The sequence below is a fragment of the Glycomyces sp. NPDC047010 genome (assembly GCF_040644205.1).
GTDB lineage: Bacteria > Actinomycetota > Actinomycetes > Mycobacteriales > Micromonosporaceae > Glycomyces.
On the sequence record NZ_JBEYVY010000003.1, the window covers coordinates 380,206 to 404,511 of the forward strand.

Consider the following 24,306-nt stretch of genomic DNA (forward strand, 5'->3'; position numbering starts at 1 on the left):
CGGTCGGTCGGCGGGGACTCACGGGTTGCGCCGGATCGGTTATGATGTCATCATAGAGTCAAAGTGACATCTAGCCGGTCGGCCGAACCCAGTCGACCCGGAATACGACTCGACTCGGAGTGAGTGACATGAACTGGCGGCTCTTCGGCTGGCTCGCGGCCCTGTTCGGCGGTGCCATCATCGTGATCTGGATCGTGGCCTCCCTGATCGGCTTCATCTTCGGCGCCCTCGGCTTCCTCATCAAGGCCGCGATCGTCGTCGGCATCATCGGTGTCATCGGCTGGTTCGCCTACAAGGGCTACAAGGCGATCGGCGGCTCTGAGCGCCGCCAGATCAGGAAGTAGCACAGCCGGAAGCAGCGCAGCCGGAAGCAGTTCCGGAGAAGAAGGCACAGCCGCAAGTAATCAGCTGCGCCTCTGGCTTTCAGGGCCCGCCCTGGTCCATGCTGAAGCCATGCAGGGCACCGTCTCGATCTTCAACGAGGACGCCTCCGGCGAGGCCGTCCTCGACAACGGCCGCCGCGTCGCCTTCGACGCGGCGGCCTTCGCCGTCTCCGGGCTGCGCTTCCTCCGCCTGGGACAGCGCGTTTCGCTCGAAACGGACGAAGCGGGGACAGTGGTCGCCGTGCGCATCTTCACGATGCGCGAGTAGATCCCCCACCGCGTCCTCCGCGCGAGTGGCGAGCTTCCCCGCAGTGGGTGATCCCCAGTACGGTATGAGCGTGAGCGGTACGCAGAGGCGGGTGGCCGCCGCCGGCGGCCTGTTGTGGCGCAACGGCGAGCGCGGTCTGGTCGAGGTGGTCGCGGTGTGGCGGCCCGTGGTGGGGAACTGGTCGCTGCCCAAGGGCAAGCTCGACCCGGGCGAGCCCCCGCTCGCGGCCGCGTGCCGCGAAGTCGAGGAGGAGACCGGCGTCCCGGTCATCCCGCAGCTGTGGCTGTGCCGGGCCTCGTACGTGCTCCCCAATCCCGAAGGCGACGTGTACAAGCACGTCGACTACTGGTCCATGCGCACCGAGAAGCCCGACGCGGTGTTCACCGCCGACGACGAGATCGGCGAGCGCCGCTGGCTCACCCTCGCCGAGGCCCGCGAGGCGCTGACGCGGCCGCGGGACCAGCAGGTGCTGTCGGCGTTCGCGGCGCTGCCCGCGGTGACGTCCACGGTCCTCCTGACGGCCCCCGCGGAGGTCGAGCAGGACTGGGACGGGCCGGTGGTGGCGCGGCCGCTGAGCCTGCGCGGGCAGGACCAGGCGGTGCGGCTGGCCGCGCTCGCGTCGCTGTACCAGCCGGACCGGGCGTTCACGGCGACCGGGCGGGCGAGCGTGCAGACCGTGGAGCCGATCGCGCAGGCCGTGCGCTGCACGCTCACCGGCGACTCGGTGTTCGACACCGAAGCGCACGAACGCAACCCCGAGCGCTCCAGTGCGCGCGTGCGCGAGCTCGCGGGCGGCGGCGGGGCCGTGATCGTCTGCGCCGAACCGGAGGTCGTGTGCGACACGGTCGCGATCCTCGCCGACGAGGACGGGATCGACGCCCCGGACGTGTCGACGCGCCCGGGCGAGGCGTGGGTGCTGTCGCTGTCGGGGCAGAAGCTGGTGGGGATCGAGCGGCTGTAGGGCACCGGGTTTGGAGAAGCCCGCGGGGATCGAGCGGCTGTAGGCCCCGAGGGGTCGCGCTAGGGTTGCCTCCGCAAACGGATTCCGGCGCCGGAGTGCGCCTTCACAGGAGGTAGGCCCGTGCCTGAGCGCGCCCCACTGCACAACTGGGCCGGGAACGTCGCGTTCTCCCCCGCCTCGTTCGAGAAGCCGACGACCCTCGACGAGGCGCGCGGGATCGTCGCCGGGGCGGACCGGGTCCGCGTGCTCGGATCGGGCCACTCGTTCAACGCGATCGCCGCCTCCGACGGCGTGATGCTGTCCCTCGCCGGCATGGAGCCGTTCGCGGAGCTGGACATCCTAAAGGGCACCGTGCGGGCCGCGGGCTGGCTCACCTACGCGGAGCTGAGCGCCGCGGTGCACCGGGCCGGGTTCGCGCTGCACAACATGGCGTCGCTGCCGCACATCTCGGTGGCCGGGTCGATCGCCACCGGCACACACGGCTCCGGGGACCGCAACGGGAACCTCGCGACCGCGGTGGCCGCGATCGAGTTCATCGGCCCCGACGGGGAGCTGCGCACCGTCAGGCGCGGCGAGGAGGACTTCGCGGGCTCGGTGGTCCACCTGGGGGCCTTGGGGGTCGTCCACTCGGTGACCCTGGACCTGCTGCCCGCGTTCGAGATGCGCCAGTACGTGTACGACGGGCTGGGCCTGGACGCGGTCCTGGCGAACTTCGACGAGCTCACGGGCTCGGCGTACTCCACGAGCCTGTTCACGCCGTGGGGCGCCGATCCGCGGTTCCAGTTCTGGGTCAAGCAGCGCACGAAGGACCAGACGCACCCGTTCCCGCCCTCCAGCCGCCACGGTGCGCCCCTGGCGGACGGGCCGCGGCACCCGGTGCCGGGCGTGGACCCGGCCGCGTGCACCGTGCAGCAGGGCCAGACGGGCCCGTGGCACGAGCGCCTGCCGCACTTCAAGCCTGAGTTCACGCCCTCGTCGGGGGACGAGATCCAGTCGGAGTACCTGATCGGCCGCGGCGACGCCGTGGCGGCCCTGGAGGCCCTGGCGGGCATCGGGGAGCGGCTCGGGTCGGTCCTTCAGATCTGCGAGGTGCGGACGATGGCCGCGGACGACCTGTGGCTCTCTCCGGCGTTCGAGCGCGACACCGTGGGGCTGCACTTCACGTGGACGAGTGACGATGCGGCGGTGCGTCCGGTGGTCGGTGCGCTCGAAGCGGCATTGGAACCGTTTTCTGCGCGGCCCCATTGGGGGAAATTGTTCACGATACCAATGAATGAAATCGGTTCGCGTTATCGGCGAATGGGCGATTTCGCGAAACTGCGCGCCCGCGTCGATCCAGAGGGGAAGTTCATGAATGGCTTCTCCGCGGGCCTGTTCGACTCCGCCGCGTCCTAATCGCCCCCGGCGGCCGCCGGGCCGCGGCCCGGCCGGGTCCGATCCGATTCCGGAAAAGCAGCGAGGGCATTCAGGCGGCTCCTGAATGCCCTCTTCCCCGTGCGAGTCGGACGGGTGCCCCACCGTGCCCCGAACCGGTTCGGGGCACGGCATAAGCTGCGCCCGCGCTTCGCGGTCTTCTTCGCCGCGGTCTTCTTGGCCGTGGCCTTGGTGGCGGTCTTGCGCACGGCCTTCTTGGCGGTGCTGGCCTTCTTCGCCGGCGTCGCCTTCTTGGTCGCGGTCTTCTTGGCGGCCACGCGGCTCGTGGCCGTCGAGCGCGCAGCGGTGGACGCGGCGCGCGTGGTCTTCTTGGCGGCCTTCTTGGCCGTGGTCGCCTTCTTGGTGGCGGCCTTCTTCGCCGGCGCGGCCTTCTTCGCGGCCGTGGCGGACTTGGCCGCCTTGCGCTTGCCGGTCACGAGTTCCTTGAACCCGGTACCGGGGCGGAACGCCGGGACGACGGTCTTCTTGACCTTGACCGCCTCACCGGTGCGCGGGTTGCGGGCCATGCGAGCAGCGCGCTGGCGCTTCTCGAAGACGCCGAAACCGGCGAAGGAGACTTTCTCCCCTTTCACCACCGCGCGCTGTATCTCGTCGATCGCGACATCCACGACTTCTTTCGCGGCGTTGCGGTCGCCAGTGCGAGCGGCGATCCGATCGACGAACTCTGCCTTGTTCACGAGTCCTACCCTCCCGATAAGGTTCTGGAGTCATACCAGCTTGTTAAGCGCACGTTATGACGTTTCGAGAGCGAAGGCAACTGTTTCCGCGAAAATCGACCCGTTGTGTCGCAAGGAATTTTTAATCCGGTGCCCGAAATCGACGCTCGCAACCCCGTTGGCGGGGCCCGGAACACGCCTGGAGCCGGTGGCGACGCCACCGGCTCCGTACGTGAGCGCTAAAAGGATCGGCTCTGCGCGGCTAGGCCGCCGCGGGGAGAGTCCTAGGCCGCCAAGCGTCCCGGTTCGATTCAAAGGCGGCGATCTTGGCCTCGTCGCGGAGCGTCAGCGCCACGTCGTCAAGGCCCTCCATCATCCGCCAGCGCAGGAACTCGTCGAACTCGAAGCCCCAGGTGCGGTCCCCCGCACGGACTTCGCACGCCTCCAGGTCCACGGTGACCTCGGCCTCGGGGTTCACCTCGGCCAGGTGCCACAGCTCCTCGACGGCCGCGTCGGGCAGCTCCACAGTCAACAGACCGTTCTTGAGCGAGTTGCCGCGGAAGATGTCGCCGAAGCGGGGGGCGATGACCGCTTTGAAGCCGTAGTCCTTCAGGGCCCAGACGGCGTGCTCGCGCGAGGAGCCGGTGCCGAACTCGGTGCCCGCGACGAGGATCGTGGCGTGGCGGTACTCGTCCTGGTTCAGCAGGAACTTCTCGTCCTCGCGCCACTCGGCGAACAGGCCGTCCTCGAAGCCGGTCTTGGTGACCCGCTTGAGGTAGACCGCCGGGATGATCTGGTCGGTGTCGACGTTCGAGCGGCGCAGCGGGGCCACGCGGCCGGTGTGGGTCGTGAACTTGTCCATGTCCCTTGCCCTTCCTACAGGTCCGCGGGGCCCGCGAGGCGGCCCGCGACGGCGGTGGCGGCGGCGACGGCCGGGCTGACCAGGTGGGTGCGCCCGCCCTTGCCTTGGCGGCCCTCGAAGTTGCGGTTCGAGGTGGAGGCGGCGCGCTGACCCGGCGTCAGCTGGTCCGGGTTCATGCCCAGGCACATCGAGCAGCCCGCGAAGCGCCAGTCGGCGCCGGCGTCGATGAAGACCTGGTCGAGGCCCTCCTCGATCGCCTGCTCGCGGACCTTCGCGGAGCCGGGGACGACCATCATGTTGACGGTGTCGGCGACCTTGCGGCCCTTGATGACGTCGGCGGCCGTGCGGAGGTCCTCGATGCGGCCGTTGGTGCAGGAGCCGAGGAAGACCACGTCCACGTCGATCTCGCGCATGGGCGTGCCCGCTTCGAGGCCCATGTACTCCAGGGCGCTCGCGGCCGTGGTGCGCGCGACGGCGTCGTCCAGGTCGGCGGGGTCGGGGACGTTCCCGGAGAGCTCGACGCCCTGGCCGGGGTTGGTGCCCCAGGTGACGAACGGGCTCAGGGAGGCCGCGTCGATGACGATCTCCTTGTCGAAGACGGCGCCCTCGTCGGTCTTGAGGCTCTGCCAGTACTCGACGGCGGCGTCCCAGTCCTCGCCCTGGGGGGCGTGGGCGCGGCCCTGCACGTAGGCGGCGGTCTTCTCGTCGGGGGCGATCATGCCTGCTTTGGCGCCCCACTCGATCGACATGTTGCAGACCGTCATCCGGCCCTCCATGGAGAGCTCCTCGATGGCCTGGCCGCGGTACTCGACGATGTGGCCCTTGCCGCCGCCGGTGCCGGTGATCGAGATGATCTTGAGGATGAGGTCCTTCGCGGAGACGCCCTCGGGGAGGGAGCCGTTCACGGTGACGGCCATGTACTTCGGCTTCGCCTGCGGCAGGGTCTGCGTGGCGAGGACGTGCTCGACCTCGCTGGTGCCGATGCCGAACGCGATGGAGCCGAAGGCGCCGTGCGTGGAGGTGTGCGAGTCGCCGCAGACGACGGTCATGCCCGGCTGGGTGAGTCCCAGCTGGGGTCCCACGACGTGGACGACGCCCTGGTTGGCGTCGCCGAGCGAGTGGATGCGGACGCCGAACTCCTCGCAGTTGGCGCGGAGCGTCTCGATCTGCTTGCGGCTGGTGGGGTCCGCGATGGTGAAGAGGTTGTCGGTGGGCGTGTTGTGGTCCTCCGTGGCGATCGTGAGATCGGTGCGGCGGACCTTGCGCCCGGCCTGCCGCAGGCCGTCGAATGCCTGGGGGCTGGTCACCTCGTGGAGGAGGTGCAGGTCGATGTAGAGCAGGTCCGGCTGCTGGCCGCCGGTGCGGACCACGTGGGCGTTCCAGACCTTCTCGGCGAGGGTCTGCGGTCGCGCGCCCTCGGCTTCGTGTGGTGTACGTGACATCTCTGTTCCCAGTCGTTGGACTTCTCGAAATATGGGAGGTAATGTTCAGCTCGTGAGAACGAATACTATCAGCGGAGTGGGCGTCCTCGACAAGGCGGTGCTCATCCTCACTGCTTGCACCAACGGCGCCAGCCTGGCTGAGCTCGTGCACGAGACGGGGTTGCCCAGGGCCACGGCCCACCGGCTCGCGCAGGCCCTGGAGGCCCACGAGATGCTGCAACGCGACCACGAGGGGCGCTGGCGTCCCGGCCCGAAGCTCGGCGAGCTCGCCGGGTCGACGGCCGACGTGCTCCTCAGCGCCGCCGAACCGGTCCTCAACCTGCTGCGGGACCAGACCGGCGAGTCGACGCAGCTGTACCGCAGGAGGGCCGACGAGCGCGTGTGCGTCGCCGCGGCCGAGCGCGCCTCCGGGCTGCGCGACACCGTCCCCGTCGGCGCCGGCCTGCCGATGACCGCCGGGTCCGGCGCCCAGGTGCTCCTCGCCTGGGAACCGCCCGAAGGGATCCTGCCCCTGCTGCCGAAGTGCCGCTTCTCCTCCAAGACCCTCGCCGAGGTCCGCCGCCGCGGCTTCGCGCAGTCGGTCGCCGAGCGCGAACCCGGCGTCGTCAGCGTCTCCGCCCCCGTCCGGGACAAGACCGGCCGCGTCGTCGCCGCCATCTCCGTGTCCGGCCCGATAGAACGCCTCGGCCGCCGCCCCGGCGACCGCCTCGGCATGGCGGTCATCCGCGCCGGGCAGAAACTCTCGGGGCTCTAGCCCCTGCAACGTGGAAGCGGCCCGACGGAGATCCGTCGGGCCGCTTCCGCGTCTGCGCGTCAGATGGCGACGAGCGCTTCCTCCGCTCGCGCGACGTGCTTCGCGTGGCGGCGGCGCTCGTCCTCCAGCAGCGGCGAATCGGGGGCGTGCGCCTCCAGGTACGCGATGGCGACCGCGTCGTCCTGGCAGCGCCCGAACCGGTTCTGGATCTTCTTTGCCTCTGCCGCGACCTCCTCGGCGTCCTCACCGAGGACCACTGCGGCCTCAGCGGTGTACCGGGTCCGCTTGGCGGCGTTGCGGGCCTGGTGCCGCGCCTCGTCCGCGTCCTCGGCGCCCCCGATCGCCGCCAGCGCGCGCAGCATCTCCTGCCGCGACGCCTCCACGATCGGCCCGAGCACCGCGTCGGCGGGCTGCGCCGCCGCGGGCGTGAACACGGGCGCCTCCGCGAGCGCCTGGGCCGCGTTGAGCAGCTTCGTGGTCCGCTCCCGCAGCATCGCCAGCTCCAACGGCCCGTACGCGTCCCGCTCCTGCGCTTCGAGCGCCAGGAACCACTCGGGCCGCTCCTCCCCCAGCCGCTTCGCGAACCGCGTCCGCAGCACTTCGAGGTCCCGGACCTTCCCGAGTTCGTCGGCGAGCCACCGCAGCCGCCTGCGCGTCAGCGGCAGTTCCGCGTACAGCCCCGAGTACGTCGCCAGCACCGACCTGAGCCGCCGCGTCGCCACCCGCATCCGGTGCACCGCATCGTCCTCCCGCCCGATCACCGGCCCCCGCCACTCCCGCAGCGCCTCCGCCTGCACGGCGAGGTACGCGTGGACGCCGTCCCCGGCACTGGTCCCAGTCATGAAGCCCTCCAAGCTCAACGGGCCCCAATTACAGCATCGCGGGGCGGATCCGCCAAACGGCTACGAGAGCAGCTCCCGCACCAGGAACTCGGTCTTCGGGCTGAGCAGGTGCGGCGGGTAGAACTCCTCGACGCTGTTGAGCGCCTCGTCGACCGAGGCGAACCCCGCGAGCGCGTAGAGCTGCCGGAGGTCGTCCGAGTCACGGCCGACCCTCGCCGCGACGGCCTTCATCGCGAACAGGTACCGAGGCGAAGCGACGCGAACCGCGATGCCGGGCTTCTCGAAGAGGAGCGTGGCGTTCGGGTCCTCGCCGGGGAGGAAGCCCTTCACCGCGTCGTTCAGCCAGTCCTCGGCGATGCCGTGCCGCTCGGCGACTCTGCGCGCCGCCGCGTAGACGACCTGCTTCGGCTCGAAGACCGCGTCGAGGTCGCGGGTCGCGCGCCTGTTGTACGCCAGGGCCATCGCCGTGCCGCAGACGAGGAAGAGGTCGGCGCGCTCCCCCGCGGCTTCGAGCTCGGCCCCCAGTTCGGTGAGGAGGTCGATGATCGCCTCGCGGCTCAGCAGGGTCACACGCTCTCCAAAGAGGACCGGTCGAGGAAGACGCCGCGGTTCGCCAGCTCGGGCGGCGAGTCGGCGAAGGACATGGCGGCGAGCCCTGGGGCCGGGCGGCCGAGCAGGTCCTCGATGACGAGCCAGAACCGCTTGAGGAACCGTCCGGGCGCGGTCGCCCATCCCGGCACCGGGATGCGGGCCCGGCGGCTCGCGTACTCGGCGACCCCGGCGAGCAGCGCGTCCCAGCGCCGGTCCCCCGTGGTGTCGGGCTCGGTCCGCATCGAGCGGCGGACCGCGGCGGCGTCGGCGCCGCGGGCGTCGTCGAGGAACTGGATCACATGGCGCAGTGCGTCGTTCGGGTCGCCGCCGGACAGCGACCGCCGCACCGCGACGGCGGTGGCGTCCAGCGAGGGACCCGCGGCGGTCTCGACCGCCACGGCGGCGCCGACCGCGCCCGCGTACCGCTCCAGGGTGCTCAGGCGCGGATCGGCGTCGCCGGACTCCAACCGCGCGACGGCAGACTGCGTGGTCCCGATGCGCGAGGCCAGGTCGGCCTGCGAGAGGCGGCGGCGCAGCCGCTCCGCCCGCAGGCGCTCGACCGTCGGGGGCAGTGATCGTTCCATACCCCTGATTATAGCGAATACGCTATAAGGCGGCGATGGGTTACCGGAGCGGGCCGACTGCGGCTTCGATCTCGGCTCGGAGGGATGGGCCTTGGAGTTGGTGTTTGACCTGTTCGAGGACGGGGGCGAGGAACTGGTCGGGGCCGGGTTTGCCCGCGATGGGGGCTACGGCGGCGATGGCGGCGCGGGCGGCCGGGCTGGGGATGAGGGGCTGGCGGAGTTGGAGGCCCTGGACGCCGGCGAGGAGTTCGACGGCGAGGAGGGTGCCGAGGTTGTCGATGATGGTGCGGAGCTTGCAGCCCGCGGCCCAGCCCATGGAGACGTGGTCCTCCTGCATGCCGGAGGTGGGGACGGAGTCGACGGAGGCGGGCGAGGCGAGGCGGCGGTTCTCGGCGACGACCCCGGCGGCCGTGTACTGGGCGATCATGAGGCCGGAGTTGACGCCCGGGTCGGGGCTGAGGAACGCCGGGAGGCCGCGCGAGCGCGTGACGTCGAGGAGGCGGTCCACGCGGCGCTCGGAGATCGAGCCGACGTCGGCGGCGGCGATGCCGAGGAAGTCCGCGGCGTAGCCGAGGGGTGCGCCGTGGAAGTTCCCGGTGGACTCGACGCGGCCGTCGGGCAGCACGACCGGGTTGTCCACGACCGAGAGCAGTTCCCTGGCCGCCACGGTGGTCGCGTAGTCGAGGACGTCGCGCGCGGCGCCCGCGACCTGCGGGGCGCAGCGCATCGAGTACGCGTCCTGGACGGCGTGCGCGGTGTCGTTGCGGTGGGAGTCCATGACCTCGGAGTCCTGGAGCAGCAGGTGGATATTCGCGGCGCTCTGCGCCTGCCCCGGCTGCGGGCGGATCTCGTGGAGTTCGGGCTGGAACGGCCGGTCGGAGCCGAGCATCGCCTCGTTGGAGAGCGCGGCGCACACGTCGGCCATGGTGAGCAGGTGCCGCAGGTCGGCGACCGCGAGCAGGAGCATCCCGAGCATCCCGTCGGTGCCGTTGATGAGCGCCAGGCCCTCCTTGGACGAGAGGGTGATCGGCGCGAGCCCCGCCGCGTCGAGGACCGGGCCCGCCTCCGCACGGGTCCCGTCCGCCGCGCGCACCCAGCCCTCGCCGAGGAGCACGATCGCGCAGTGCGCCAGGGGCGCGAGGTCCCCGGACGCGCCGAGGGAGCCGTGCCGCGGCACCCACGGGGTGACGTCGGCGTTCAGGAGCGCCGCGAGCGCGTCGGCGACCTCGGGGCGGACCCCGGAGCGGCCCATGGCGAGCGAGCGCAGCCGCAGCAGCATCATCGCGCGGACCACTTCGACGGGCATCGGGTCGCCGACGCCCGCGGCGTGCGAGCGGATCAGCGCGTGCTGGAGCTCGGCGCGCCGCTCGGGCGCCACGAACGTGTTCGCGAGTGCGCCGAACCCGGTCGAGACGCCGTAGACGGGGCGCCCGTCGCGCTCGATCGCGTCGACCACGGCGCGGCTGCGCGCCATGGCCTCGCGGGCCTCGTCGTCGATGACGACCCGGGCGCGGTCGCGCGCGACGGCCACGACCTCCTCGGGTGAGACGGGGACCGGCCTGATGCGGACGGTGGACGACATCGCTGCTCCTCTCAATTGACGACGGTGCTGTGCCGCGGCCCTGCCGTCGCGGTTCCTCTGGTTGACGACGGTGCTAGGCCACGACTCTGCCTTCGCGATAAACGGCCTGGACGAGGGGCGTCCCCGGCCGGTAGGCCAGGTGGACGTAGGAGGGGGCGTCGAGCACGACGAAGTCGGCGCGGGCGCCCGGGACGATCCGGCCGATGTCGGTGCGGCGCAGCGCGTCGGCGCCCCCGGAGGTCGCCGCGTACAGGGCTTCGGCGGGGGTCATGCGCATCTCGCGGACCGCGAGCGCGATGCAGAACGCCATGCTGGAGGTGAAGGAGGACCCGGGGTTGCAGTCGGTGGCGAGCGCGACGCGCGCGCCCGCGTCGATGAGGCGCCGCGCGTCCGGGTAGGGCGAGCGGGTCGAGAACTCCGCGCCCGGGAGCAGGGTGGCGACGGTGGAGGAGTTCGCGAGGGCGTCCACGTCGGCGTCCGACAGGTGCGTGCAGTGGTCGGCGGAGGCGGCGCCGAGCTCCACGGCGAGGCGCACGCCGGGGCCCTCGGTGAGCTGGTTGGCGTGGACGCGGGTCTGGAGGCCCGCGGCGGCGCCGGCGGTGAGGACGGCGCGGGCCTGGTCGCCGTCGAAGGCGCCGCGCTCGCAGAACACGTCGATCCACTTCGCGTGCGGCGCGCAGGCGTCGAGCATCGGCCCGGCCGCGAGGGCCGTGTACTCGTCGGGGTCCGCGCCCGTGGGGACGGTGTGCGCGCCGAGGTACGTGGTCTCGGTGGTGAACTCGCCCGCGATGCGCAGGGACCGGAGCTCGTCCTCGACGGTGAGCCCGTACCCGGACTTGATCTCCACAGTGGTCGTGCCCTGCCGGAGCATCTCGGCGGTGAGGCGGGCGCAGTTCTCGCGCAGGCGGTCGTCCTTCGCGTTGCGGGTCGCTGCCACGGTGTTGCGGATGCCGCCGCCGTCGTAGGGCTCGCCGCTCATGCGCGCGTCGAACTCGCCGGAGCGGTCGCCCGCGAACACAAGGTGCGCGTGGCTGTCGACGAAGCCGGGGACGACGGCGCGGTTGCCGAGGTCGAGGTACTCGTCGGCGGCGGGCCGTTCGAGCCGGTGGCCGACCCACGCGATTTTGCCGTCCTCGACGACGAGCGCGGCGTCGTAGTAGAGGTCGCCGTCGTCGTTGGCGGTGAACAGCTCGCCGATGCTGTCGATCAGGAGGCTCTTGGACCCGCTCATCGCCACAGTTCCCCGATCGTCTCGTGCAGCTCCGCACCGGCGTCGATGTACCGGTGGCGTCCTTCGTGGACGATGTGGCGGCCGTCTGCCACCACGTCGACCACGTCTGCGGCGCTCGCCGCGTAGACGATCCCGTCGGGCCGGGCCCCGGCGGTGCGGGGCGTGTCGAGGGCGACGGCGACGAGGTCGGCGCGGGCGCCCGGCGCGATGGCGCCCGCGTCAGGGAAGCCGAGGACCGCGTGGCCGGTCGCCATGTCCAGCAGGGCGTCGGCGGTGAACCGGCCGCGCTCCTCGCTGACGAGGCGCTCGTGCATCTCGACGGCGCGGGCCTCCTCGAACATGTCGATCACGGCGTTCGAGTCGGTCCCGAGGGTCAGGCGCACCCCGGCGTCGGCGAGCGCGCGGGCGGGGCCGATGCCGTCGGCGAGGTCGCGTTCGGTGGTGGGGCAGAACGCGACGTTCGTGCCGGAGCGGGCGAGGAGTTCGACGTCGTGGTCGGCGAGGTGCGTGGCGTGGACGGCGGTGAGGTCGGGGCCGAGGAGCCCGCAGCGCTCCAGGAGCTCGGTGGGCGTGCAGCCGTGCTCGGCGCGGCACGCCTCGTTCTCGGCGCGCTGCTCGGAGAGGTGCACGTGGACCGGGCGGCCCTCGGTGGAGCACGCGAACGCGGCGACGGCCTCTTCGGGGACGGCCCGCACGGAGTGGACGGCGCCGCCGAGGACCGCGTGCGGCGGCAGGTCGAGCCGCTCGACGCGGTCGAGCCAGCCTTCGAGGCTCGTGTCGCCGAAGCGCTCCTGCGCGGGTTCGAGGGGTTCGCCGAACCCGCCGGAGAGGTACAGCGTGTCGAGGAGCGCGATGCGGATGCCCGCGTCGGCGGCGGCCTGGATCAGGGCCTCCCCCATGGCGTTCGGGTCGGCGTAGGGGCGGCCGCCGGGCCGGTGGTGGAGGTAGTGGAACTCGCCGACGCACGTGATCCCGGCGAGGGCCATCTCGGCGTAGACCGCGCGGGCGAGCCGGTGGTAGGAGTCGGGGTCGAGGCGCTCGGCGAGGGCGTACATGCCCTTGCGCCACGTCCAGAAGGTGCCTTTGCCGTCGTGCGTGCGGCCGCGCAGGGCCCGGTGGAACGCGTGCGAGTGGGCGTTCGCGAAGCCCGGGAGCACGAGCCCGCCGAGGATCTCGCCGCGCGGCACGGCCCCCGGCGTGACGGCAGTGATGCGGCCGTCGGCGACGTCGATCGCCACGGATTCGGCGATGCCGCCGGGCAGCCGGGCGTACCGGGCCCAATAGGTCAGCACGCGAGGTCCCGCAGCACCGCTGCGAGGGCGTCCACGCCTGCCGCGCAGTCCTCGTCGCTCGCGCCCTCGCCCGGCGCGTGGGACACGCCGGTGGGGTTGCGCACGAACAGCATCGCGGTCGGCACGTGCGCGGCGAGCACCCCCGCGTCGTGGCCCGCGCCCGTGGGGAGGACCGGGACGCCGCCGAGGAGGTCGGCGAGGCGGTCGCGCAGGGACGCGTCGAACTCCACGATCGGGGTCTCGGACTCGGGGCCGATGGTGAAGCCGGTGCCGTCCCGCTTCGCGCGTTCGGACACTTTGGATTCGAAGCCGGTGAGGATCTCCGCGAGCACGGCCTCGTCGGGCGCCCGCGAGTCGAGCCAGGCGGTGACCTGCGAGGCGATGGCGTTGGTGGCGTTCGGGACCGCCTCGACCCGGCCGACGGTGGCGAGGCCCCCGGCGAGGCGGGCCTCCTTGCGGGCGGCGAGCACCGCGAACGCGAAGGTGAGCATCGGGTCGCGCCGGTCGGGCAGGCGCGTGGTCCCGGCGTGGTCGCCCGCGCCGGTGAACGTCATGCGCCAGCGCCCGTGCGGCCAGATGGCGCTGGCGACGCCCACGGGCGCTTCGAGGTTGCGTCCCTGCTCGACGTGGAGTTCCACGAACGCGGCCAGCCCTGCGAGGCGTTCGGGGTCGGGCCCGAGCGCGTCGGGGTCGGCCCCGGCGGCGCGCATCGCGTCGGCGAGGGTGGTCCCGGACGGGTCGGTGAGCGCGCGGGCGCGCTCGGGGTCGACCACGCCGGCCATGAGGCGGGAGCCGAGGCAGGGGACGCCGAACCGGCCGCCCTCCTCCTCGGTGAACGCGCCGATGACGATGGGGCGCTTGGGCTCGAAGCCCTGGGAGCGGAGTTCGTCGACGGCGAGGAACGCGGAGACGATCCCCAGGGGGCCGTCGTAGGCGCCGCCGTGGGGGACGGAGTCGAAGTGGCTGCCGGTGAGGACCGCGCGCCGGTCGGGGGCCTCGCCGGGCGGGACCACCGCTTCCGGGGTGAGGTCCCACCAGGCGTAGCGGTTGCCGTTGCGGTCGGCCTCGACGCGCAGGCCGCGGCGGGCGGCCTGGGCGTCGAACCACTCGCGGAGCGCGAGATCGGTCGCGCTCCACGAGAACCGCAGGTAGCCGCCGCTGTCGGCGCGGCCGACCGGGGCGATCTCGTCCCAGAGCCGCCGGAACCCCGTGGCGTCCATCAGGATTCCCGGGCGGGGATGCGGACGCCGTTGGCCTCGGCGGTGCGGTCGGCCTCCTCGTATCCGGCGTCGACGTGGCGGATGACGCCCATCGCGGGGTCGTTGGACAGGACCCGTTCGAGTTTCTGCGCGGCGAGCGCGGTGCCGTCGGCGACGCTCACCTGCCCGGCGTGGATCGAGCGGCCGATGCCGACGCCGCCGCCGTGGTGGATGGAGACCCAGCTCGCGCCCGACGCGGTGTTGACGAGGGCGTTGAGCAGGGGCCAGTCCGCGATCGCGTCGGAGCCGTCCTTCATGGACTCGGTCTCGCGGTAGGGGCTGGCGACCGAGCCGCAGTCGAGGTGGTCGCGGCCGATCACGATGGGGGCCTTCAGGGTGCCGTCGGCGACCATCTCGTTGAAGCGGACGCCCGCGACGTCCCGTTCGCCGTGGCCGAGCCAGCAGATCCGGGCCGGGAGGCCCTGGAACGCGACGCGGTCGCGGGCGAGCGAGATCCACCGGTGCAGGGACCGGTTCTCGGGGAACAGGTCGAGCACGGCCTTGTCGGTGGCCGCGATGTCGGCGGGGTCGCCGGAGAGCGCGGCCCACCTGAAGGGGCCCTTGCCTTCGCAGAACAGGGGCCGGATGTAGGCGGGGACGAACCCGGGGAAGTCGAACGCGCGGGTGAACCCGCCGGTGAGGGCCTCGCCGCGGATCGAGTTGCCGTAGTCGAAGACCTCGGCGCCCGCGTCGAGGAAGCCGACCATGGCCTCCACGTGGCGGGCCATGGACTCGCGGGCCCGGTCGGTGTAGGCGTCCGGGTCGGCCTTCGCGAGGTCCGCGGAGTCCTCAAGGGATACTCCGGCGGGGACGTACGCGAGCGGGTCGTGCGCGGAGGTCTGGTCGGTGACGATGTCGACCTCGACGCCGCGCGCGAGCAGCTCCGGGAGGACCTCGGCGGCGTTGCCGACCAGGCCGATCGACTTCGCCTCCCCGGCTTTCTTCGCGGCGAGGGCCTGGGCGACGGCGTCGTCCAGGTCGGCCGCGACGGTGTCGAGGTAGCGGGTCTCGACGCGCCTTTGCAGGCGGTGCGGGTCGACTTCCACGATGAGGCACACGCCGTCGTTCATGGTGACGGCGAGCGGCTGCGCGCCGCCCATGCCGCCGCACCCGGCCGTCAGCGTCAGGGTGCCTTTCAGGGTGCCGCCGAAGCGCTTCGCGGCGACGGCCGCGAACGTCTCGTACGTGCCCTGGAGAATCCCCTGTGTACCGATGTAGATCCACGATCCGGCGGTCATCTGCCCGTACATGGTGAGCCCGAGGGACTCCAAGCGCCGGAACTCGGGCCAGGTCGCCCAGTCGGGCACCAGGTTCGAGTTCGCGATGAGCACGCGCGGGGCCCACTCGTGGGTGCGCATGACGCCGACCGCCCGCCCCGACTGGACCAGGAGGGTCTCGTCGGGGGCGAGGGTCAGCAGGGTCCGCAGGATCGCGGCGAGGTCGTCGCGGCTGCGCGCGGCCTTCCCGGTGCCGCCGTAGACGACCAGGTCCTCAGGGCGCTCGGCGACCGCCGGGTCGAGGTTGTTCTGGAGCATCCGGTAGGCGGCCTCGGTCTGCCAGGTCCGGCAGTGCAGGTCGGTCCCGTGTGGTGCGTGCATGTCGCTCCCCGCTCAGAGGTTGCCGCGCTTGGCCTGCTCCTTCTCAAGGGCCTCGAAGAGGGCCTTGAAGTTGCCCTTGCCGAAGCTCAGCGAGCCGTGCCGCTCGATGATCTCGTAGAACATCGTGGGCCGGTCCTGCTGCGGCTTGGTGAAGATCTGGAGCATATAGCCGTCCTCGTCGCGGTCGACCAGCACACGCCGCTTCTGGAGCTCCTCGATCGGGACGCGGACCTCGCCGATGCGCTCGCGCATCTCGGGGTCCTCGTAGTACGCGTCGGGGGCCTCCAGGAACTCCACGCCGCGCTCGCGCATGGCGTCGACGGCGGCGAGGATGTCGCTCGTGGCGAGCGCGATGTGCTGCACGCCGGGGCCGCCGTAGAACTCCAGGTACTCGTCGATCTGCGACTTCTTCTTGCCCACGGCGGGCTCGTTGATCGGGAACTTGATCTTGCGGGAGCCGTTGGCGACCACCTTGCTCATGAGCGCGGAGTACTCGGTGGCGATGGCGTCCTCGACGAACTCGACGATGTTCGTGAAGCCCATGACGCGCTCGTAGTACCCGACCCACTCGCGCATCTTGCCGAGCTCGACGTTGCCGACGATGTGGTCGATCGCCTGGAAGAACCGCTTCGGCGGCGGGGTCACCATCGGCTCGGCGGCGACGAAGCCGGGCATGAACGGGCCGGTGTAGCCGGAGCGGTCGACGAGGACGTTGCGGGTCTCGCCGTAGGTGCCGATGACGGCGCGGCGGATCGTGCCGTGCTCGTCGGTGAGGTCGTGGGGCTCCTCGATCGCGATGGCGCCCTGCTTGATCGCGTGCGCGTAGTTCTTGTCCACGTCGGGCACTTCGAGGGCCACCTCGATGACGCCGTCGCCGTGGCGGGCGTAGTGCTCGGATGCCGCGGAGTCGGCGGTGGTGCCGCCCGCGAGGACGAACACGACCCCGCCGGACTTGAGGGCGTACTCGGCGTGCTCGCGGTAGCCCTGCTCGGGGCCGCGGTAGGCGAAGAGCGTCATGCCGAACGCGGTCGAGTAGTAGTGGGCGGCCTGGCGGGCGTTGCCGACGTAGTACTTGACGTGGTCCCAGCCCTTGATGGGGAAGGCGTCCTCGCGGATGTCGTGCTCGACGGCGCCGACCAGGCCGGGGGCGTCGGCGTCGGCGGAGCGGCTGGCGGTGTCGACCATGGCGGCCTCCGTAGTCCTCGTGGGGCTGATGGGCGGGGCGGTGACCCCTGTGGCCTTGATCATTGTTCACGTCGGGGCACTGGGCAAGCAGTTCCGCGAAAGCTGGTCAACTTGCGCAGATGTACCAGAGGGAAGGCGCATACACTGGTCGATATGACCAGTGGAACGGGTATCGACGCGCTCGACGCCAAGCTCATCGGGCTCCTGGAGGCCGAACCGCGCATCGGCCTCCTCGAATGCGCCCGGCGCCTCGGCGTCGCGCGCGGGACCGTGCAGGCGCGGCTCGACAAGCTCGTCTCGCGCGGGGTGGTGCGGGACTTCGGGCCGCGGGTCGACCCCGCGGCCCTCGGCTACCCGGTGACGGCGTTCGTGACGCTCGAACTGCGGCAGGCCGTGGGCCACCGGCCGATGGCGCAGCGGCTCGCCCGCATCCCCGAGGTCCTGGAGGCGCACACCGTGACCGGCGCGGGCGACATGCTGTGCCGCATCGTCGCCCGCACCAACGCGGAGCTCCAGGGGGTCATCGACCGGGTCCTCGCGAGCGAGGGCGTGCTGCGCGCCACGACGGTGATCGCCCTGGCGGAGCAGATCCCCCACCGGACGCTGCCGCTGGTCAACGAGGCCGCGGGCCTCAGCTGACGGCGGGCAGGATCGTCCCGGTGACCTCGCCGAGGCCGATGACCGAGCCGTCCGGGCCGGGCGCGGTGGCCTCGATGACGACGGTGTCGCCGTCTTCGAGGAACGTGCGGGACTCGCCGTCGCCGACCTTGACCGGCTGCTTGCCGCCCCAGGTGAGTTCGAGGAACGAGCCGCGCTCGTCGGCGCCGTCGCCGGAGACCGTCCCGGACGCGTACAGGTCGCCGGTGCGCAGGGAGGCGCCGTTGACGGTCATGTGCGCGAGCATCTGCGCCGGCGTCCAGTACATGCCCTTGAACGGCGGGCGCGAGACCTCGGTGCCGTTCCAGCGCACCGACATCGACAGGTCGTACCCGGACCGCGCGGTCTCCTGGAGGTAGGCGAACGGGGCCGGGTCCTGCACGGGCGCCTCGGTCCTCGCGGCCGCGAGCGCGTCGAGCGGGGTGACCCAGTGGCCGATCGAGGTCGCGAAGGACTTCCCGAGGAACGGGCCGAGCGGCACGTACTCCCACGCCTGGATGTCGCGGGCGGACCAGTCGTTGACGAGGACCGCGCCGAAGACGTGCTCGGTGAAGTCGTCGGGGTTCACGGGCGTGCCGAGGTCGGTGCCGACGCCGACGACGAAGCCCACTTCGGCCTCGATGTCGAGGCGCGCGCTGGGCCCGAACTCGATGGGGCCTGAAGGGGTCTTGCGCTGGCCGCGGGGGCGGACTATCGGCGTCCCGGAGGGGACGACGGTCCCGGCGCGGCCGTGGTAGCCGACCGGGAGGTGCTTCCAGTTGGGCAGCAGGGGTTCCGAGTCGGGCCGGAAGAGGCGGCCGAGGTTCGTGGCGTGCTGCTCGGAGGCGTAGAAGTCCACGTAGTCGGCGACGCTGAACGGGAGGTGCATGCGGGCCTTGTGGACCGGGGTGAGGAGCGTCGCGGACTGGTCCTGGTGGCGGCGGTCGGCGAGGAGCTCGGTGAGCTGGTGGCGGACGAGGCGCCACGCGGGCGGGCCCATCGCGAGGAACGCGTTCAGGTCGTGCTCGTGGAAGGCGGGGCGGATCCACGGCAGGAAGAACTGGCCGGTGGCGAGCGCGCGCAGGTCCAGGACCTGGTCGCCGATGCGGACCCCGATGCGCGGGGCCGGGTCCTTGCGGGTCGAGAAGACGCCGTAGGGCAGGTGGGCGAGGCCGTAGGGGCCGGGGTCGGCGCCCTCGACCCAGCTGGTGGCGTTGGTCATGCGGCGTCTCCTCGTCGTAGCAGTCCCAGGTCCAGGAGGTCTTGCAGCGGTTCGCTGACAGAGCACGAGCCGAAGCCGGTCCACAGCGCGCGCGGGCGGTCGAGGAGGCGCTTGGCGCGGGCGGCGAGGTCGGCGGCGTCCTCGGAGGCGAGGATCGCGGTGGTCTCGTCGAGGCCGGCGTTGTTCGCGGTGGCGTCGGCGGCGACGAGGACGTTCACGAAGCCGTGGTGGTGGACGCCGGTGACGGGGTCGCGGTGGCGGACGGCGCGGTGGAGGCCCGCGGTGAGCTTGAACCGCATGCCGCGGCGGCGGCACCCGTGCATCGCGGCGGCGAGGGCCGCGGGCGCGGGGAACAGGTCGGGGGTGAGGCCGCCGGTGCGGAACTTGGGGGTGAACCCGGTGGGGCGGACCGCTTCGAGCGCGTCCTCGTCCATCGGGACCTCGGCGTAGACGGGCTTGCCGGGGAGGTGTTCTTTGAGGTCGGCGAGGGGGTGCCTCGATTCGTAGTGCGCGACGGTGACCTGCGGCCCGAGGGCGTCCACGGTCTTGAGGACCTCGGCCGGGTCGCCGTCGACGATGACGGCGATGCGGAGGTCGCCGCGGCCCGGGTCGAGGTCGCCGAGGCGCGACTGCGGGACGAGGAGCGGGCCGACGAGCGGCTCGTACCAGGACTGCCGGTACCCGCGGTGGGCGGGGACGGCGGCTTCGAGCAGCGCGTTTCCTGGTGGGAAGAGCGCGGCGTCGTCGATCAGGCCCCGCAGCACCGCGGGGATCATTCCGGCCATGCCCGAAGCCTAGAGCGGAACCCGGGCGCGGGTCCAGCGGTCCGCGCACGGCGTGCGCGAAGCAGGCGGGTCGGCGCATCCGGGTGCGCGGAGCGGTCGAATCCGCGCGCGGGCGGCGCTATCCTCGGGGCATATCCGTGACGGGGGCGACACCCTTGGCCGCCGTCCGATCCGACAAAGGAGTCGTCGTGCCGTTCTACCGTTCGGTCGGGCAGATCCCCGACAAGCGACACACGCAGTTCCGCCAGGACGACGGGAGCCTGTACTCCGAGGAGCTCATGGGCCAGGAGGGCTTCTCCTCGGACTCGTCGCTCCTGTACCACCGCTTCCGGCCCACGGCCATCAGCGCGAGCACCGAGCACCGGCCCGAGCGGGCCGAGCCGTCCCCGAACCACCCGCTCAAGCCCCGCCACTTCCGCACCCACAAGCTGGACGCGGCCGGGGACGCGGTCTTCGGCCGCGAGCACCTGCTGTCCAATGCGGACGTCAGGATCTCGTACGCCGTCGCAGACAAGCCCTCGCCCCTGTACCGCAACGCCATCGGGGACGAGCTGCTGTACGTCGAGGCCGGCGCCGCGCGCGTCGAGACCTCGTTCGGCGCCATCGACATCGGCCCCGGGGACTACCTGGTCATGCCGATGTCCACGATCTACCGCGTCCTCCCCGAAGAGGGCGAGCCGCTGCGGACCCTCGTCATCGAGTCCACCGGGCACATCACGCCGCCCAAGCGGTACCTGTCGGTGCGCGGCCAGTTCCTGGAGCACGCCCCGTACTGCGAGCGCGACCTGCGCAGCCCCGCGGAGCCGCTGCTCGTGGAGGGCGAGGACGTCGACGTGTACGTGCAGCACCGCGGCCGCGGGTCGGCAACGCTGTGGACGAAGTTCACGTACGCGCACCACCCGTTCGACGTGGCCGGCTGGGACGGGTGCCTGTACCCGTGGGTGTTCTCGATCCACGACTACGAGCCGATCACCGGCCGCATCCACCAGCCGCCGCCCGCGCACCAGGTGTTCCAGGGCCCGAACTTCGTGGTCTGCAACTTCGTGCCGCGCAAGGTGGACTACCACCCGGACGCGATCCCGGTGCCCTACAACCACCACAACGTGGACTCCGACGAGGTCATGTTCTACTGCGGCGGCAACTACGAGGCCCGCCGCGGCTCCGGCATCGAGCAGGGCTCGATCTCCCTGCACCCGTCCGGGTTCACGCACGGGCCCCAGCCGGGCGCGCCCGAGCGCTCGATCGGCGCCGAGTTCTTCGACGAGCTCGCCGTCATGGTCGACACGTTCCGGCCCCTGGAGCTGTGCGAACCGGCACTGGACGTGGAGGACACGAACTACGCCTGGACCTGGAACCGCGACCCCGCATAGAAGCTCCCGGTGACGGGGCCGCCTCTTGCGGGCGGCCCCGTTTTCCGTTCGCCCGCGCGGGCGGCCGTTACAGTGGACGGGCCGGCCGCGGGACTCAGGTGCGATTCCCGACTCGTTTCGTAAGCGATCCATCGCCATCGCGCCGCCCACTCCCCGGCCGGCACCTGTTCCCTTCACTCGCAGAGGTCCCCATGGAGTCCGTCGCCGATCTCGTCGCCGCCGAGGACGTGCTGCTGTTCGTCAACGCGGCCGTCGCCGCCACCGGCCAGGCCGAGTTCCACACCGGCGCCGAGCGGCAGGAGTGGTCCGTGGACTTCCTGCACGAGTACATGCTCGTGAACTACCGCGACCTGTACGCGGCGGCGCTGGCCCTCGGGATCAACGACCGCAACAAGGCCCTGATCGTGCAGCGGCTCCTCTCCACGGGCGCCGACGCGACCGCGGAGCAGCGGGCGGTCGAGGGCCGCCTCATCCGCCGGGCCCTCCGCGAACTGCCCTCATCCCGCGTGTACCGCCTGTTCACGGCTCTCCAGAAGGCCAAGGTCAACAACCGGCGCACCCGCGCGGTCGTGCGCGAGTGGCTGGCGTCCCGCCCCGACCTCGGCTTCGAGGCCGTCAAGTACCGCGGGGCCTTCAAGCGCGCCGCCGTCCACGCGCACCTCGACCTGGACGGCCTCCCCGGGGAGGCGGGCGCCGAGCTCGCCGCGTTCCTGTTCGCGCCCAAGCAGACCGGGAAGTTCCGGACCCCGCTGTTCGAGACCTGGCGCCGCGCCCACCACGAGCGGGCCGCGGTCTTCGAACTGCCGTACACCGTCGCCGAGGGCTTCGCGGCCGCGCACCGCATCCCCCGCGACAAGTTCCTGGAGGAGATCGCCCCGCGGCTCACCCGGAACGAGCGGCTGCGGCTCCAGCGCAGCGGCGGCGAGGCCGTCGCACTCGACGCCGCGGCGCTCGGCCGGATGCCGCTGACCCGCCTGGCCGCGTACGTCCTCGCGATCCCTGAGGAGGAGCGCGGCGAGCGGCGCGAAGAACTCACCGGCGCGCTCCGCTCTGCGGCCCGGCGGACCGCCGGGGACCGGGCCGGAACCTGGGGACGCGTGGCGGCCGTCCTCGACGACTCGTACTCGGCGAGCGGGTCCACCGAGAAGCGGCGGCGGCCCCTCGTCGTCGCGCTCGCCTCGCACTACCTGCTCGAAGTGCTCGCGGGCGAGTACCGGCCGCTGTGGTTGTCGGGCAACGACGACGCGCTGCTGGTGAAGCCGCGGGGCGTCACCGCGCTCGGGGACCGGATCCTCGACGCGCTGGAGACCGGCCCGGAGACGCTCGTCGTCGTCTCCGACGGCTGGGACAACGCCCCCGCGGGCCTCGCCGCCGAGGTCCTGCGGGTCTGGGCCGTGCGCCTCGACCCGCGGCGGCGCACCGCGATCGTCCACCTCAACCCGGTGTTCGACGCCGACGGCATCGGCGTGCGCCGCCTCGCCCCGAGCGTGCCGACCGCGGGCGTCCGCGACGCCGAGGACCTGCCCGAGCTCATCGCGTTCGCGCGATTCGGCGACGGCCGCGCCGGTCTCGGCGAACTGCGAGCCGCCGTGGACGCGCGGGTGGCGCGCTGGCTCGCCGAGGAGGACGCATGGGCCGCTTGACGTTCGCGGGCCTGGAGACCCGCCCCGGCCAGGTCTGGGGCCAGATCCGGGTGGTGCCGCTCGTGCGCGAGGCGCCGGTGGCGGGCCTGCGGATGCACCCCGGCGACGAGCTCGACGCGACCGGCGACCGCTGCTGGTACACGCCGCACGGGCTCACCGCCGAGTGGACCGGCGACGGCTCGGGCGTGCCCGAGTTCGGGACGGCGCTGCGCATGGCCGCGTCCACAGTGCGCGGTTCACGGCGGCCGAAGGCGAAGCCGCGGTTCGGGGACCGGCGCACCCGCGTGCGGTTCCTCCCCCGCCGCGGCGCCCTGGAGACCTACCTGCCGCTCGCGTTCAAGGCCCCGGTCACCGCCTGGCCCGAGTGGTCCACGCGGGCGTTCCGGCGCGGGCTCGCCCCGCAGCCGGACCGGACCGTCCACGGCTCCCTCGTCGACGGCCTCGCAGACGCGCTGCGGGTCTTCGAGATCCACCCCGGCCAGTGCGGCGTGCTCGTGTACGTGGCCGACGCCCTCTCCGGCGCCCTCGTCACCCCGCACCCCGAGGACTACCGCAGACTCCACCCCAGCCTCGTCGAGGACTCCTACGGCGAGCTGATCTGGCGGTACGCGACGCTGTACCACTCGGTGCCCGAGTTCGAGGCCCGCCTCGACGCGTCCCGAGTGGACTCACTGGCGGACCTGCGCGACCAGGTGTCCGCGGTCCGGAGCGAATGGGCCGCGCTCCACGACGGGACGCTGGCCGCGGGGCTCCTCGGCCCCGACTACCACTTCACCGAGACCTACGCGATGGGCGACTTCCGGCTCGTCAGGTACCGGCCCTCGTTCAGCGTCGGCACCGAGACCCATGTGGGCGAGGCGATCCTGGACACGCAAGGCCGGCCCGCGTTCCTCCAGTCGTTCCGGCTCTCCGAGACCCAGGTCCGCCGCGGGCGGCTCCTCGAAGCGCTCGCGGGCAATGAATGGCGGCTCGACGCGACCGCCGAGGCGCTCGGACTCGCGACACCCGCGCTCGTCGCGCTGCTGCACAACTCGGACCTGGACTGGATGCTCCGCCGCGACGTGGCCGACCACAACCTGGCCCGGCACCGGGGTCAGTAGGACTTCAGGCGCGCGATCAGGTCCGCGTTGTCGAGGTCGGCGACCGGCCGCCACTCCGCGGCGTGGACCTCCGCGGCGGCCGGGCTCAGGTCCGTCGAAGTGGCCCGGAACAGGTACCGCACGTCGTAGTGGTCATGGGCCCCTTCGCCTTTGCGCGGATTGGCCGGGATCGGGTGGACGTCGATGTGGATCGGGGCCGGGTCGAGCAGGTCGAGCGCGGCGAGGCCCGTCTCCTCGGTGGCCTCGCGGCGGGCCGCGGCCGGGAGCGACTCGTCGCCCGGTTCGAGGTGGCCGCCGGGCTGGAACCACCGGTCGAGCGTGCGGTGGTGGATCAGCAGCACCTCGCCGCCCGCGTTCAGGACGATCGCGGAGGCCGTCACGTGCCCGGGGACCGTCTTGCGGTCGAACCCGGACGGGGAGTCGAGTTCGAGCAGCGGCCGGACCTCGCATTCCGACTCGGGCCAGCGGGTGAGATAGGCCGTCAGGTGTTCGCGCAGGTGGGCGATGGTGATGGGCACCGGGCCATTCTGCCAGCGCCCGCGGAGGGTAGGGCGCACCCCCGGCCGGAACGGGCCCCAGCATGATTCCCGGCGGCCGCCTGCATTGCATACGTTGGGGTTCCAGGA

At 72.2% G+C, this 24,306-nt stretch carries 24 protein-coding genes; 9 read left to right on the forward strand and 15 right to left on the reverse strand.

The genetic code is table 11. The annotated features are described in order from the left end of the window. The first annotated feature begins 128 nt into the window (after window positions 1–128). The 4 genes from AB0A65_RS08205 to AB0A65_RS08220 all read left to right on the forward strand — a co-directional run bounded on the left by AB0A65_RS08205 (window position 129) and on the right by AB0A65_RS08220 (window position 3,007). The gene (locus tag AB0A65_RS08205) at window positions 129–344 is read left to right on the forward strand and encodes a hypothetical protein (RefSeq protein WP_359948184.1); all 216 of its coding nucleotides are present in this window, start codon (window positions 129–131) and stop codon (window positions 342–344) included. Window positions 345–453: 109 nt separating this feature from the next. After that, window positions 454–651 carry a cold-shock protein gene (locus AB0A65_RS08210; RefSeq protein WP_359948187.1) on the forward strand — a complete coding sequence of 66 codons (198 nt, stop codon included), beginning with the start codon at window positions 454–456 and terminating at the stop codon, window positions 649–651. A 70-nt stretch (window positions 652–721) separates the two neighbouring features. After that, the gene (locus AB0A65_RS08215; RefSeq protein WP_359948190.1) at window positions 722–1,612 is read left to right on the forward strand and encodes an NUDIX hydrolase; all 891 of its coding nucleotides are present in this window, start codon (window positions 722–724) and stop codon (window positions 1,610–1,612) included. 120 nt (window positions 1,613–1,732) lie between these two features. Further along, a complete protein-coding gene (locus AB0A65_RS08220; RefSeq protein WP_359948193.1) occupies window positions 1,733–3,007 on the forward strand; it encodes a D-arabinono-1,4-lactone oxidase in 1,275 nt (424 codons plus the stop codon). On the opposite strand, the gene AB0A65_RS08225 is transcribed toward AB0A65_RS08220, so the two are convergent. The 3 genes from AB0A65_RS08225 to leuC all read right to left on the reverse strand — a co-directional run bounded on the left by AB0A65_RS08225 (window position 3,004) and on the right by leuC (window position 6,006). Then, window positions 3,004–3,723, reverse strand: coding sequence for an HU family DNA-binding protein (locus tag AB0A65_RS08225; protein WP_359948196.1), 720 nt, complete (start codon window positions 3,721–3,723; stop codon window positions 3,004–3,006). The genes AB0A65_RS08220 and AB0A65_RS08225 overlap by 4 nt on opposite strands. A 241-nt stretch (window positions 3,724–3,964) precedes the next feature. Further along, a complete protein-coding gene (gene leuD, locus AB0A65_RS08230) occupies window positions 3,965–4,564 on the reverse strand; it encodes a 3-isopropylmalate dehydratase small subunit (RefSeq protein ID WP_359948199.1) in 600 nt (199 codons plus the stop codon). A gap of 14 nt (window positions 4,565–4,578) precedes the next feature. Beyond that, window positions 4,579–6,006 carry a 3-isopropylmalate dehydratase large subunit gene (gene leuC / locus AB0A65_RS08235; protein ID WP_359948202.1) on the reverse strand — a complete coding sequence of 476 codons (1,428 nt, stop codon included), beginning with the start codon at window positions 6,004–6,006 and terminating at the stop codon, window positions 4,579–4,581. Between the two features lie 67 nt (window positions 6,007–6,073). Here leuC and AB0A65_RS08240 point away from each other — a divergent pair, with 67 nt between their 5' ends. After that, entirely contained in the window at window positions 6,074–6,760 is a 687-nt protein-coding gene (locus AB0A65_RS08240; protein ID WP_344469158.1) for an IclR family transcriptional regulator, read from the forward strand. A gap of 59 nt (window positions 6,761–6,819) precedes the next feature. Here the strand turns inward: AB0A65_RS08240 and AB0A65_RS08245 are convergent, their stop codons facing one another. The 9 genes from AB0A65_RS08245 to hppD form a co-directional block, all read right to left on the reverse strand. Continuing rightward, a complete protein-coding gene (locus AB0A65_RS08245; protein ID WP_359948205.1) occupies window positions 6,820–7,602 on the reverse strand; it encodes a CHAD domain-containing protein in 783 nt (260 codons plus the stop codon). Between the two features lie 60 nt (window positions 7,603–7,662). Continuing rightward, a complete protein-coding gene (locus AB0A65_RS08250; RefSeq protein WP_359948208.1) occupies window positions 7,663–8,172 on the reverse strand; it encodes a hypothetical protein in 510 nt (169 codons plus the stop codon). Then, complete coding sequence (locus AB0A65_RS08255; protein ID WP_359948211.1) at window positions 8,169–8,777, reverse strand: helix-turn-helix domain-containing protein; 609 nt, start codon at window positions 8,775–8,777, stop codon at window positions 8,169–8,171. The genes AB0A65_RS08250 and AB0A65_RS08255 overlap by 4 nt, the downstream gene beginning before the upstream one ends. Window positions 8,778–8,817: 40 nt before the next feature. Next, on the reverse strand, window positions 8,818–10,359 hold the full coding sequence (gene hutH, locus AB0A65_RS08260; RefSeq protein WP_359948214.1) for a histidine ammonia-lyase: 1,542 nt from the start codon (window positions 10,357–10,359) through the stop codon (window positions 8,818–8,820). Window positions 10,360–10,432: 73 nt separating this feature from the next. Next, window positions 10,433–11,590 (reverse strand): imidazolonepropionase, encoded by a 1,158-nt coding sequence (gene hutI, locus AB0A65_RS08265; protein ID WP_359948217.1) that lies wholly within the window; start codon window positions 11,588–11,590, stop codon window positions 10,433–10,435. After that, window positions 11,587–12,882: a formimidoylglutamate deiminase gene (locus AB0A65_RS08270; RefSeq protein ID WP_359948221.1), complete on the reverse strand. Its 1,296-nt coding sequence runs from the start codon at window positions 12,880–12,882 to the stop codon at window positions 11,587–11,589. Before AB0A65_RS08270 ends, hutI begins: the two co-directional genes overlap by 4 nt. Beyond that, on the reverse strand, window positions 12,876–14,102 hold the full coding sequence (locus AB0A65_RS08275; RefSeq protein ID WP_359948224.1) for an allantoate amidohydrolase: 1,227 nt from the start codon (window positions 14,100–14,102) through the stop codon (window positions 12,876–12,878). Before AB0A65_RS08275 ends, AB0A65_RS08270 begins: the two co-directional genes overlap by 7 nt. After that, a complete protein-coding gene (gene hutU, locus AB0A65_RS08280; protein WP_359948227.1) occupies window positions 14,102–15,739 on the reverse strand; it encodes a urocanate hydratase in 1,638 nt (545 codons plus the stop codon). Before hutU ends, AB0A65_RS08275 begins: the two co-directional genes overlap by 1 nt. 12 nt (window positions 15,740–15,751) lie before the next feature. Beyond that, window positions 15,752–16,924: a 4-hydroxyphenylpyruvate dioxygenase gene (gene hppD, locus AB0A65_RS08285; RefSeq protein ID WP_359948230.1), complete on the reverse strand. Its 1,173-nt coding sequence runs from the start codon at window positions 16,922–16,924 to the stop codon at window positions 15,752–15,754. A gap of 153 nt (window positions 16,925–17,077) precedes the next feature. On the opposite strand from hppD, the gene AB0A65_RS08290 reads away from it, so the two are divergent. After that, window positions 17,078–17,563: an Lrp/AsnC family transcriptional regulator gene (locus tag AB0A65_RS08290; protein WP_359948233.1), complete on the forward strand. Its 486-nt coding sequence runs from the start codon at window positions 17,078–17,080 to the stop codon at window positions 17,561–17,563. On the opposite strand, the gene fahA is transcribed toward AB0A65_RS08290, so the two are convergent. Then, window positions 17,556–18,782 carry a fumarylacetoacetase gene (fahA, locus tag AB0A65_RS08295; RefSeq protein WP_359948235.1) on the reverse strand — a complete coding sequence of 409 codons (1,227 nt, stop codon included), beginning with the start codon at window positions 18,780–18,782 and terminating at the stop codon, window positions 17,556–17,558. The genes AB0A65_RS08290 and fahA overlap by 8 nt on opposite strands. Beyond that, window positions 18,779–19,567 (reverse strand): hypothetical protein, encoded by a 789-nt coding sequence (locus tag AB0A65_RS08300; RefSeq protein WP_359948238.1) that lies wholly within the window; start codon window positions 19,565–19,567, stop codon window positions 18,779–18,781. The genes fahA and AB0A65_RS08300 overlap by 4 nt, the downstream gene beginning before the upstream one ends. Before the next feature lie 188 nt (window positions 19,568–19,755). Between AB0A65_RS08300 and AB0A65_RS08305 the strand changes: the two genes are divergently transcribed. The 3 genes from AB0A65_RS08305 (at window position 19,756) to AB0A65_RS08315 (ending at window position 23,680) form a co-directional block, all read left to right on the forward strand. Then, on the forward strand, window positions 19,756–20,937 hold the full coding sequence (locus AB0A65_RS08305; RefSeq protein WP_359948241.1) for a homogentisate 1,2-dioxygenase: 1,182 nt from the start codon (window positions 19,756–19,758) through the stop codon (window positions 20,935–20,937). A gap of 191 nt (window positions 20,938–21,128) precedes the next feature. After that, entirely contained in the window at window positions 21,129–22,580 is a 1,452-nt protein-coding gene (locus AB0A65_RS08310) for a hypothetical protein (protein ID WP_359948244.1), read from the forward strand. Further along, a complete protein-coding gene (locus AB0A65_RS08315; protein WP_359948247.1) occupies window positions 22,568–23,680 on the forward strand; it encodes a hypothetical protein in 1,113 nt (370 codons plus the stop codon). The genes AB0A65_RS08310 and AB0A65_RS08315 overlap by 13 nt, the downstream gene beginning before the upstream one ends. On the opposite strand, the gene AB0A65_RS08320 is transcribed toward AB0A65_RS08315, so the two are convergent. Beyond that, on the reverse strand, window positions 23,674–24,198 hold the full coding sequence (locus AB0A65_RS08320; RefSeq protein ID WP_359948250.1) for an NUDIX hydrolase: 525 nt from the start codon (window positions 24,196–24,198) through the stop codon (window positions 23,674–23,676). The genes AB0A65_RS08315 and AB0A65_RS08320 overlap by 7 nt on opposite strands. Window positions 24,199–24,306: the final 108 nt, after the last annotated feature.